Annotated in this window: 10 protein-coding genes; 5 read left to right on the top strand and 5 right to left on the bottom strand. The window is 50.2% G+C overall.

Translation table 11 applies throughout. The features are described from left to right. Nucleotides 1–186 precede the first annotated feature (186 nt). Nucleotides 187–1290 (top strand): hypothetical protein, encoded by a 1104-nt coding sequence (locus tag ACGHM3_RS17260; protein ID WP_345425623.1) that lies wholly within the window; start codon nt 187–189, stop codon nt 1288–1290. Nucleotides 1291–1483: 193 nt separating this feature from the next. Here ACGHM3_RS17260 and ACGHM3_RS17255 read toward each other — a convergent pair whose 3' ends face one another. The 4 genes from ACGHM3_RS17255 to ACGHM3_RS17240 all read right to left on the bottom strand — a co-directional run bounded on the left by ACGHM3_RS17255 (nt 1484) and on the right by ACGHM3_RS17240 (nt 6770). Beyond that, nucleotides 1484–1918, bottom strand: a complete 435-nt coding sequence (locus tag ACGHM3_RS17255; RefSeq protein ID WP_345425620.1) for an OB-fold domain-containing protein — start codon at nt 1916–1918, stop codon at nt 1484–1486. 14 nt (nt 1919–1932) lie between these two features. Then, complete coding sequence (locus tag ACGHM3_RS17250; RefSeq protein ID WP_345425617.1) at nt 1933–3126, bottom strand: thiolase family protein; 1194 nt, start codon at nt 3124–3126, stop codon at nt 1933–1935. A 97-nt stretch (nt 3127–3223) separates the two neighbouring features. Further along, nucleotides 3224–5569, bottom strand: a complete 2346-nt coding sequence (locus tag ACGHM3_RS17245; RefSeq protein ID WP_345425615.1) for an acyl-CoA dehydrogenase — start codon at nt 5567–5569, stop codon at nt 3224–3226. Nucleotides 5570–5768: 199 nt separating this feature from the next. Further along, nucleotides 5769–6770: a Rieske 2Fe-2S domain-containing protein gene (locus tag ACGHM3_RS17240; protein WP_345425612.1), complete on the bottom strand. Its 1002-nt coding sequence runs from the start codon at nt 6768–6770 to the stop codon at nt 5769–5771. Nucleotides 6771–7128: 358 nt separating this feature from the next. On the opposite strand from ACGHM3_RS17240, the gene ACGHM3_RS17235 reads away from it, so the two are divergent. The 4 genes from ACGHM3_RS17235 to ACGHM3_RS17220 all read left to right on the top strand — a co-directional run bounded on the left by ACGHM3_RS17235 (nt 7129) and on the right by ACGHM3_RS17220 (nt 10434). Continuing rightward, entirely contained in the window at nt 7129–7788 is a 660-nt protein-coding gene (locus ACGHM3_RS17235) for a TetR/AcrR family transcriptional regulator (protein ID WP_345425609.1), read from the top strand. Between the two features lie 259 nt (nt 7789–8047). Beyond that, nucleotides 8048–8809, top strand: a complete 762-nt coding sequence (locus tag ACGHM3_RS17230) for an SDR family NAD(P)-dependent oxidoreductase (protein ID WP_345425606.1) — start codon at nt 8048–8050, stop codon at nt 8807–8809. Between the two features lie 367 nt (nt 8810–9176). Further along, nucleotides 9177–9866: an SDR family NAD(P)-dependent oxidoreductase gene (locus ACGHM3_RS17225; protein ID WP_345425603.1), complete on the top strand. Its 690-nt coding sequence runs from the start codon at nt 9177–9179 to the stop codon at nt 9864–9866. 100 nt (nt 9867–9966) lie between these two features. After that, entirely contained in the window at nt 9967–10434 is a 468-nt protein-coding gene (locus ACGHM3_RS17220; RefSeq protein WP_345425601.1) for a PaaI family thioesterase, read from the top strand. 82 nt (nt 10435–10516) lie between these two features. Here the strand turns inward: ACGHM3_RS17220 and ACGHM3_RS17215 are convergent, their stop codons facing one another. Further along, nucleotides 10517–11605 carry a hypothetical protein gene (locus tag ACGHM3_RS17215; protein ID WP_390517315.1) on the bottom strand — a complete coding sequence of 363 codons (1089 nt, stop codon included), beginning with the start codon at nt 11603–11605 and terminating at the stop codon, nt 10517–10519. Between the last annotated feature and the right edge of the window lie 109 nt (nt 11606–11714).

The following is an 11714-nucleotide window of genomic DNA, read 5'->3' as shown; positions in this document are numbered from 1 at the left end:
TTAAGGGGTGTGTTGGGTGTTGTCACAAGCAATTGTGCTTAAGGCTCTGTAAAACCACCTGGGTGTTTCTGAGTGCTAAGCAGTACGCAATAAATCATAGTAAGGCTGTGGCTGCTTTCTTAGCGAAAATGCGCTCAGTCATTTCCGTAAGTTAGTCGATAAAGATAATAATAGAGGGCATTGAGAATGCGAGCTCCTTATAAAGTGATTGTCTGGGGGCCGGGTATTGTTGGTAAGGCCTGCATGAAAGAAGTATTGAAAAAGCCCGAATTAGAATTGGTGGGAGTTTTGGCCTACAGTGCGGATAAAAATGAGTTGGATGTGGGCACTTTCCTGGGCATGAACCCTGTTGGATTGGCGATGACCACCGATCAAGAGGCTATGATCGCTCTGGAAGCCGATGTGGTAATTTTTTCGGTTAATATGAGCGCAGAGCTGGAATTGAACAGCGATGCCACGAATATAGCTTGTCGTTTATTGGAATCGGGTAAAAGCCTGGTTACCTCTGCTGGTTGGTGGTACCCGGCGTATCATGATCAGGCGCTGCACGACAAGTTAGAGGCTGCGTGTAAAAAAGGCGGCAGTTGCTTACATGGCACGGGTGTTAACCCAGGGTGGCTGTACGAGAGAATTATCGGCACCTTAACCGGAGCTAGCACCGTTATCAAGCATATTCATGTGCAGGAATTATCCGATAATAGCCATATAGAAAGCGCCGATATGATGCGCGGCTTAGGCTACAATTCGGAGATGTCTACGACTCCTTGGATTGAAAATGTGGGTGATCGCGGATATTGCGAAACGCTCGCGCTGACCTGTAAGGTGATGGGGGTCAAATTGGATCGTATAGACTCTGAAAAAAAGTATTTTGTCGCGCGTGAAGATCTAAAACTCATTCCGTTTACGGTACAAAAGGGTCGGCGCAACGGAGTGAATTTTCTGTACCATGCCATTGTGGAGGGGAAGAAATTTATCACGTTAGAAGAGATCTGGTATGTTGATGAGCGTGACCTACCGGCCGGATTGCACCGAGGAGATTATTACAATATTAAAATTGAAGGTGAGCCGGTTTCGCTGCGAGGGCAGTTCCAATTAATGGCTTCGGTGGAGGAGAATCTCGAACGCCGGCCCGGTGATCATACGCTGCCGGCTTATTATGCTACTGCTATTCCATTAATTCAGGCGATTCCTATCGTGTGTGGTGCAGAGCCAGGTATCGTCTTGCCGTTCAACTTTGCGAATTACGTACCTGATTTGCGGAAATTTAACAGCCCACTGATGGTACGTTGAATACCGCATTTTTTATCGACGCTGCCCGATTGGTCACTAAACAAGTGATCATGAGAGAATCTGGACTTATTCAGAGATTCTCAAGGGGTTAAGCGCCTATAAGTTAAGTGCCTATAAGTTAAGCGCCTATAAAAGGTTGTGCGGCGCCCATTTTGGGGTACGCCTGTGCTCAGGCCCAAGGGGGGCGATAGTTTTACGCTTCCGTTATGGGGGTAAATAACGGCAGCCATACATCTTCGGCGGGTTCAAATACAACCTTTACGCGCTGGCCAATAAATACTGAAAGCGGGTCGCAACCAACAATATTTGTGGTTAGGTGTAGTCCGGGTTGTTCGTCCAATTCTACAATAGCAATTGCGTAAGGGGCTTTCATATCGGGCATCCACGGTTGATAATTGATGCTGACTGCGCCCACCGTTGCCTGCCCACTCACCGCCTGTGGGGTTAGCTTTTCACTTAAGCACTTTGGACAACACACACTGGGTGGGTGCAGCCAGTGATGGCAGTCGTCACATTGTTGGAAGCGCAGTAAGCCGTCTTCACCGGACGTCCAAAAGAAGTGGTTGATGTCGTCCAGCTCGGGCAGTGGCCCTGGTATAGCACGTTTAAACATTTCGCTATCATTCATTATTGTCGGTCTCCTTAGTCCCGTACCAGTAACGCTGCACCGGCAATGTTGCCACCGCCATTGGCGATGGCGGCTATTTGGGGCTGGGTGTTAAGTTGATGTTCGCCTGCTTGGCCGCGCATCTGTTTGACGGCCTCATAGAAAAACCCGAAACCGTGCGTTCGCCCGGCACCAATTTGCCCACCGTGGGTATTCAGTGGTAACTGGCCATCTCGGCTTATCCGCCGGCCGCCGGCAATAAATTCTCCGGCCTCACCTTTACCGCAAAATCCCAGTGCTTCCAGCCACAATAGCGTTAAAAAACTAAAGCCGTCGTAGAGTTGAGCAATATCAACGTCCTTCGCCTTCAGGTCCGTTCGTGACCATAAGCGTTGACCAGTCGCATCACCGTTAAATCGAGTTAAATCCGTTTGTTGATCCCACGAGTCCCGGCCTTTTAACGTACCGGCAATAGCCTCTATGCGGATCGGCGTGCAATTTAGATCCGCAGCGGTATTTTTGTGAGAGATAATTATTACGGTTGAGCCGTCGATTGGCACGTCGCAGTCGTATAAGCACAGTGGCGAAGAAATCATACGAGCGGCTAAATAGTCGTCAAGCGTAATAATCTCTCGGTAGATCGCGCGGCTATTTAGTGAGGCATTGCGCCGAGCGTTGATGGGGATTTGCGCGAGCTGTTCGCGGGTTAAGCCGAACTCTTTGATGTAACGTGAGGCAATTAACCCCACCCAATTGGTCGCGGAAAAGGCATTGAATGGAATTTGCCATTGAAACGACCCGCCAATTCGGTTGTTACCTGCACCGATTACACTCGAGCGTTTACCCTTGGCCATGCTGGTGGCTTCTGTCATGGTGCGAAAGCAAATAACATGGCGTGCCTGCCCGGTAGCTACGGCCATACAGGCGTTGATGATTGACGACATTTGGGTTGCTTCAAAGCCGGCGCTGTACCAATTCAGTTGCAGTCCCATCGCTTCTTTTAAATCGGTAATTCCAACCGGAGAAAACCCGGGTTGCTGCGCTTCGAGTTTACCGGGCCAGCTGGCGACACCATCGATATCGCTGGGTGTTAGTCCGGCATCGTCGAGCGCGGATTTAACGGCATCTATGGTCAGTTGCAAGCCGTTACGCGGCAACCGTCGACCGATCTGGGATTGGCCGACGCCAGAAATAATGGCGTCTTTTTCAAGGTAAGGAGTGTTGGCCATAATCGACTTCGTATCTTGAGTTTGTGGGCTGATCAAGCGGCGTTAGCCGATTCAATCCGTCGTGTAAGGTTGCGTGTTTTGTGGGCCTTCGTCTTGATCACAATTGATTAAACGGTACATTTTTGTCTGGCCGGTGATCTTGAGGCAGTCCCAGCACTCGCTCGCCGATGGTGCTGAGCAGAACTTCATCTGTGCCGCCGGCGATACGCGCCGCAGGATCGATCCAAGACCAGGCAAAGTCCGTGCGGAAGTCTCCTTGTGGGTTCATGTAGGCTCCTTGAGCGCCCATTAAATCCAGCGCCAAAGCGCCTTGTTGTTGCCGGGCTCGCCCCAGGATAAGTTTGCGTATGGAGCCTTCAGGGCCTGGTTCTTTACCATTTTCTATGGCAGCCATCGCCCGGCGGTAAATGTTGCGTAGCCCCAAACGTTCAATATAACCTTGCGCCAACGCGGCGCGCACTTGGCCGTCTTCGATGGCAGGTTGTCCGTCGATGCGCGATCGGTGGGCGAGCTTTATCAGTTCTGGCAACGACACGCCGCCGATACTTTCGTCGTATACCCCAGCAATACGCTCCACCATCAGCATTTCCATGGCTACATTAAAGCCTTTATTAACGGGGCCGAGACGCTGGCTGTCGGGGATGAATACATCATCGAAAAAGACTTCGTTAACATCGTTTTGGCCTGCCATGCGGCGAATGGGGCGTACGGTAATTCCGGGTGTATTCATGTCCACATAGAAGGTTGAAATACCTTTATGTTTGACCACTGATGGATCGGTGCGCGCGACCACAAACCCATATTTTGAAATGTGTGCCCAACTGGTCCACAGTTTTTGTCCGCTCAGTACCCAGCCGTCTACCGCGTTGCGCGTGGCCGCAGTGGCTTTTAAGCGAACGGCCGCTAAATCAGAGCCGGCGGCGGGCTCGGAAAACATTTGACACCAGATGTCGTCCCCACAAATCGCTCTGGGCCCAAGTTCTTCGCGTTGGCGCTCTGGTGCATAACGCAGAAATATTGCCATTATCTGTGCCGTGCTGATAACAAAATATTCGGTGGGAAGCTGGTAGCGTAACTCTTCTTCACCGAAAATAATTTTATGTAATTCGGTTTTGCCGCCGCCACCCCATTTTGCCGGCAAGTTGATTGCGGCGTAGCCGGATGTTTGCTTTAACGCCTGCCAGCGCCGCCCTAAAGCTAAGTCTTCTTCAGGGCTTAACCCAAGGCGTACCTCACCGCTGTAGTCGGGAGCGTGTTGGGCTAGCCAGGCCCTGGCCTGCAATCGATACTGATAGAGCTCTTCGCTGGTGCCTAGAGCTTCTTGGAGGGCGGGTTCTTGAAAGGCTGGCTGGGCGATATGAGTTTGGTGAATTAACCTATTGCGCCAGCTATGGATGCTGCCCAGTTCCAAGGCCAAAGCGCGTGAACGGCGATAATAGTGTTGCGGCATGCCCTCCCAGGTGGTGCCGATGCCGGCGTGGGTTTCTATGTTTTCTTGGGCCGTAAACTCATAGGCGGCGGTGGCGGCGATGCGCGCAGCAGCGCTTGACCCAAGCCAGCTGCTGGCGCCGGCCTGAAAGGACTGTAACGCATCCAATGCGCAGCCTCGAGCCAACTCTATACGCCAGTACATATCTGCAATTTTGTGCTTTATTGCTTGAAAACGCCCGATGGGTTGGTTGAATACGTGTCGTTCTAGCGCGTAGTCTCGGGCCATTAGCATGGCGGCTTCGGCACCGCCAATCTGTTCAAAAGCGGTCGCGAGTGCAGCAAGGCCGAGCGCTCGGTCTAGGTTGGCCTCGGTTAATGGAATTGCTGAGGCATTCTTGAAGCAAAGGCTCGCTGCGGCACGCGACTGATCAAAGCCCGGTTGCGCGGTTCGTGTTACACCGGCTTGGTGCAGGTCAACCAACACCAAGATTGTTTGTGTTGCATCGGTTGCGCTAACCAGTGCGATATCGGCAACATTGGCAAAGGCGCTTATGGCCTTAATACCATTCAGTTTTCCGTGCGCCATTGCAGTGTTAGGCATTGATGGGATGCCTGATTCTTCCGGTTCAGCCAATGCTAGGCAAACTTTCGCTGCGCCACTGGCAATCGCGTTTGCTTGTTCTGTGGGTAGGTGCTCTGCGCCGCAATGCGTTATCGCGTCTAGTGCAACAAATGCGCTGATTAGCGGAAGGGAGGCTGTTTTTTGGCCCAGAATCTCAGTTAAGGTAACCAGTCCGTCCAGGTCCATTCCCAGCCCACCGAAACGCTCCGGCGCGGACAAAAGGGGCCAGCCCAGCTCAACCGCGGTTTGCCACAGCTTTTCATCAAAACTTCCGGGTTGCTCCAGCAGCTGTTTAAGGTGTTCGGGCGTTACCTGATCTTGTAACAGTTTCATAGCTTGATCATGAATCAAGGTTAATTCACTGTTAAATTCTTCGTTATTCTGGCTCACATTAATACTCCGAAACGCTACGGGGGCTATTACTATAAACAAAAACTAACATAGTGTCATTTATTGGTCTGGGGCGATCGCACTTGGCGCGCCTTTGAGGCGGCACCGGGCACCTGTCAGGAGCGTTACTACTGAGTCCGGGGCGTTGGCTTTTTCACCCTGTCAGTGTAACTGGGTGCAGCGATTATAAGCTCTGCAATTAATCCGTGGGGGGGAGGTCGTAAAAGCCGGCTTGGAATTTACGCAAAGCATTAAATGCTTTGACATCCTGCTTGGCCAGCAAGGGGCGATGAACATATTTTTGATGGCGCCAAACAGATAGGTCTTCGTCGACAGTTGTCAAAATTTCTTTGTCTACGCGCTGTTGTATGTCTTCCGGCATGTCGCCGTTATCGCCGGGTTTGCGGGGCCACCAGATCGTGTTAAAGAGATCTGAGCTTGCGTCATCAATTGGCGTTGCACAATACAAAACTCGGTAATTATAGGATCCCTTGAAAACATTAAATGAACAGCCGACTCCGGAGGTTCGGGTGTCGAATGTCATTGTGATTTCTTCGTTGTGTTTTACTGAGCGAAAGCCAAATAGGGTGCGAAATACTGAGCCATTCTCTCGGTAATCCTGTTCTAAAAGCTCAGGGTTTAACGGTGAGTTGTGCACGTACCTAAAGTGCATGGAATCAACGCTGTTTTCAAAGGTAATTTGGGGGTGGACCTCTTCTTTTGGCCACAGTCGAGTGCCGTGAGGGTAGATCGGGTAAAACGCGCTTTCGTCCATGTCCAAGTAATCGCGAAAACTATCAAACATGTGAGGAAGGCCCCAGCGTGGCGCGGAACCAGAGGGGTCGTGCCATAAAAAGATGACGCCGTGTTGCTCTTTGATGTGGTAAGTTTTAAGGCGCTTATTGACACAGTTTTCTTGGTAGGGGATGTGCGTGTTTTTACCTTCACTATTCCATTGCCAGCCGTGGTAAGGGCAAGTGATTTGGTCGCCGGTCACTTTACCTCCATAGCCCAAATGAGCTCCCAGGTGGTGGCAATGCGCTTCCATCACGTGCAGTACGCCTTGCTCGGTGCGAAAGGCGATCATTTCTTCTCCAAAGTATTTTATCGGCTTGATGGTCGCATTGGCGATTTCATCGCTCCAGCCGATCTGAAACCAGCCTACGGGTTTCATTGAAAAGGGCAATTCTTTCACGTTCATCGTTGCACTGACTCCTGGCATCAATCTGTTGTCATGGTTAGCAAGCGAATTCACACTTGTATTATTGTTTTATAGAAACTAATATATCATCAGTTATTTGCGGGGGCAACACGTTAAGTATGCCCTAAACGCCTGTTTAAGTTTCGGTAATAGGGAGCCTTTCTTTGGCTTCTTGCTAAGCCTTCGTGGTAAGTGTGATTGCCCGTGGCCGTGCGGTCGTTATTTCAAATCTTCGCTTGGTGGTATACTGACACAGTGTTAGCAGGGCCTATATCTCGAGCTGAGTTAGTATGGACACAGTTGTTCAAATTGGCGGGATATTTACCGAGGAAAATTGCTTTAAACAGGCGATAGCAATATGAATATAGTGGTTAAGACAAACAAACATGGCCAGTCTCTAGGTAGAAAGGGCCTTGAGACGCGTCAGCGGTTGATGAATGCCGCGTTACAATTGTTAAAAACAAGTTCGCCAGTGGAGCTTACGGCGGTAGCGATTGCGAAAAAGGCAAAGTCCTCTTCCGCGACATTTTATCTGTATTTTGCTGATGTAAAAGGCATTTTGCTGGCTCTGAATCAGGCAGCCGAGGCGGATATGTCAGTGGTACACGACATCCTCGATGAGCCCTGGGAGCCGAATACGCTGGATCTGGACCATGCTGAGCGCGTTGTTAAAGCGTTTGTTTCGGTTTGGGATAAGCATCGGGAAGTGCTTCGTTACCGTAATTTGGAGGCCGATCGAGGTGATCCGGCGTTTGAAGCCATACGGTTGCGCACGTCTATTCGTATCGTTAACCGATTTGCAGACCACATTTTTGCGGCCTTTCCGAAGCGGTCGAAGCTTACTCGGACCGACGCCACCGCCGAGGCCTCTGTGCTGGTAGCGGCGATGGAGCGGTTGGCCGCTACCGATTTGGAGACGGTGAATCGGGGGGTTGGTGCTGAGGCTATGTGGGCCGGTATGACTCGGATAGTTGCTCGAACCTTAACGGGTATGTGTGACGAGTCAAAAGGCAAATAGTCTCGTCGAGTTTTTCCAGTGTCTGAATAGGGCTTCGGGCGACTGTCGAGCAGGTTTGTCTGATGCTAGAAGTTTCTTTTCAACTGTTTTTTCGTGGGCAGTGGTGCGAGTAAATGTTGTGTTATCTCATGACAACGACTTCTTTTTACTCCGTTTTGCTGGTGCCTTTAAGGATCGGGTCGGATGCCCACAATGTCATTCCCCGTCGAACGGTTAAACCTCTTCGCTCTGTTAATTCAATCAAAGGAAAAACGACACGATGCACATTCAAAATAAAAAAGCCATTGTTATCGGTGGCGCCTCGGGGATGGCGCTTGCCACTGTTAAGTTGCTTCATGACAGTGGCGCCAAGGTCGCCATTATGGATTTGGCATCTTCCAATGGTGAGGCCATTGCCGCGGAGATGGGTATTGCGTTTCAAGCGTGTGATATTTTGGATTACGAAGGCTTGGAAAAAAGCCTGCGGGCTATTGCAGAACAGCTTGGGGGATTAAATATTGTGGTAACTACGGCGGGTGGCGGTATTGCTATGCGCACGTTAACCAAAAAAGGCCCTCACGACATGGCGTCTTTTACCAAAGTATTGGACTTAAGCCTTACGGCGACATTTAATATTTGCCGTATAGCGGCGGATATTATGAAAGACGAGCAGCCCGATGCGATGGGTGAGCGAGGCGTGCTGGTTAACACCGCCTCCATCGCGGCGTTCGAGGGCCAAATTGGCCAGGTAGCTTATGCCGCCGCAAAGGCCGGCGTTGCCGGCATGATACTGCCGATGGCTCGTGACCTCGGAAGCTTAGGTATTCGCGTTATGGCAATTGCGCCTAGTTTATTCGCTACTGGCGCCACGCAAGCCATTCCGGAAGAAATGGTCGGTGTGCTAACCAAAGATTGCGCTTTTCCAAAGCGAATGGGGTTGCCAGAGGAATACGCCATGTTGGCTAAAAGTATCGTTGAGAACCCGATGTTGAATGGTCAAACGATTCGCTTGGATGCCGGCATTCGATTTGGGCCTAAATAAAGCCATTATTTCCCCGCCCCAAACCATATTGGATCAACCGCGTCCTACAGTTCTATCGGCCGATTCTGATGTCGGTGTAGGCCGGTATGACCGCGCTGTCCAACCTATAGTGCCAATATAACCGTCATCGTTTGTTCCTAGGATGCAGGGCGGGTCCAAACGGCCCGCTTGCTTATAACCGAGTCGGGGCAGTAAATCGTGTTGTGTTGGTGCGACTTGTCAAGCATTCCCGATCGATTAGCGTGCAATTCAAAGCTTACGGCAGGACTCACTTGAGGGTGGCGCATTTGTTGAACACAAAAAATAAATGTGTTTAAATTCTGGTTGTCGGGGTCAATATCAGAACAATAAATGAGGCTTACATACTATGAGCAATTCCACTAGGCGAGTGGCCGTTACTGGGGCATTTGGTGCATTAGGTGCAGCCGTTGTGCAGTTGGCTCTCAAATCAGGCGCTGTGGTCGCCGCTATTGATTATGCTCCAGCCGATAGCGCGCGCGACCATGAAAATCTCCATCAATTTGGTGGTGTGGATTTATCGTCCTCAGAGCAGGCTGGCAAGGTATTTTTAGACGCCAGTGAGGCAATGGGTGGGTTGGACTCGTTAATCAATATCGCCGGTGGGTTCACTTGGGAAACCTTTTCGGGCAGTGATATCGGCAGTTGGGATAAAATGTACAATATCAATGTTCGCACTGCGGTGATTTCTACGCAATCGGCACTGCCGTTTTTGAGTAAAGGCCTCCACTCAAGTGTGGTTAATATCAGTGCCAACAGTGCCTTAAAGTCGGAAATGGGTGTTGCGGCATACACCGCATCCAAAGCGGCGGTTGCCAAGCTGACAGAGTCGTTAGCCGACGAATACAAAGGTCAAATCCGCTTCAATGCAGTACTTCCCAGCATTGTTGATACTCCGGTGAATCGAGCCGATATGCCGGATGCTGATTTCAGTGCTTGGGTGTCGCCTGATGAGCTGGCAAAAGTAATATTATTTTTAACCTCGCCTAATTCAAGTGCGGTAACTGGCGCTTTGATTCCGGTGGTTGGCCGGGTGTAGTAAATCGAAATTACAGGTAAACTGATCAATTATGCAGGCAGCGCCGGTACGTAACGGCGCGTCATTTCCGTATTCTTTAAGAATATAAGTGGGGAGTGGTATGCAGGATATTGAGATTGCATTTCAGGATCAGTTACAAAAAAACCACTGTTTCGGTTGTGGTGCGGATAATGATCAAGGCTTAAAAATTAAGAGCTACTGGGCCGATGATGGCACGGCGGTATGTCGATTTACCGCTAAACCACATCATTGTGCCGGCCCGACTCGTTACTTGAATGGCGGTATCATGGCAACCCTACTGGACTGTCATTCAATATGCTCAGCGATTGCTTTAGCCTACCGAACAGAGGGGAGGGCCATAAGCGAAGGAGAGTCTATTGCTTTTGTCACCGGCAGTATGGACATCGCCTACAAGCAACCGGTACCTATTGATTCTCCCGTGCTATTGAAGGCCGAGTTAGAGTCGCTCAGTCCTCGCAAGACGCGGGTGGTGTGTCGGCTTTTCAGCGAAGACAACTTATGTGCGCAGGCGGATGTACTGGCTGTACGGGTGCCTGACAATTGGTAAACCTCTGCGCCGTTATGTTGTAAGCCAACACCACGCTACGACCTGAGTTTGGCGAGCGCGGGTCGGCTTTTGTTTGGGTGGTCTAGTGTCTTAGATCCTGTTTCCAGTTAATGGAGGGGTCAAATGAGTCTTGTAATCCAGGCTGTGCGGACACAACAAAGGGGATTGCTTGTACGCATGGGATGATGGTCGCGATATAGCTTGGTTCGACATCCATGTTACCCATCTTAAAGAAGCTTTCGTCACTGTGGTTGGATACCGAAAAATCCAGTGTCATCTTCATTGAAGGGCGGCCTTCGATGGTGGCGACATAATATTGTCCGGGTTGGGTACCTTCCGGCAGCATGCTGTCACCGATTAACCAGTGGTATTCAATGGTAAACAATGGGGCTGTCCCGATGCTGTCAACGTAACCTGACATCCGATGAGTAATGCGACCCACGGTGCCTGCTTTGATTAAAAAGGGTTCGTGAATATCTGCTTTGGCTGGAATGTAATCGTGGCTCTCTTCGATGCGGTCATACGTCACCCCCAAGACTTTTTCAGCGGTGTGCACAATCGCTTTAGTGAAATTGGCCGCCATGGTTTGAGACACGGTAATTTTCTTTGCGTCTTCTGGCGCTTGGCCAAAGCCGATGTATTGCAACGGACCTGGGGCTGCCTCACTGCAATCCCAGTTTTCTTGTAAGTGAATGCTTTTTACGTCGGCGCAGCCCCCTGTTAACGCAAGCAGCACGCGATTGGGTATTAAGTCTGGGTCGATACCACCAGCGTAAAAAGTCGATTGACCTGTTTCACAGGCCGCGCGAAGTTGGTCTACAAATTCCTGCTCGCGAAATAAATGCGCGTTTTGATACGGCAGAGGCGTCACGATGTTTTTACCCGCGGCGAGTATTTGCAAAATTTCGGCATCGGTGTGATAAGTGCCTTCGTCGTGTGCAGTATAAACGACACAATCGCAATCAATCGCTAAAAGTGCCTCTGCATCAGTGGTGGCCACAACCCCAATGGGATCTATGCCGATTAGAGTGCCTGCGTCGATACCGGCTTTTTTTTCAGAGTAAGCTTTGATACCGACGATCTCAAATGCCTTGGAATTTGCCATCTCCCAAATACAGATGCTGCCCATTCGCCCCGGTCCCCAGATAATTATTTTATAAGGATCGCGCATAGTAAATTCCTTTATTGCCATTTTATTATTAAGCGTTAAAGGGTTTCACAAAAAAGTAAGGCTGTCGAGATTCTACAATAAAAATGTTTTACCCAAAGGAAAGTCATTC

The organism is Halioxenophilus aromaticivorans, assembly GCF_042850945.1.
Classification (GTDB): Bacteria; Pseudomonadota; Gammaproteobacteria; order Pseudomonadales; family Cellvibrionaceae; genus Halioxenophilus; species Halioxenophilus aromaticivorans.
This window is presented reverse-complemented; position numbering and strand designations above follow the sequence as displayed.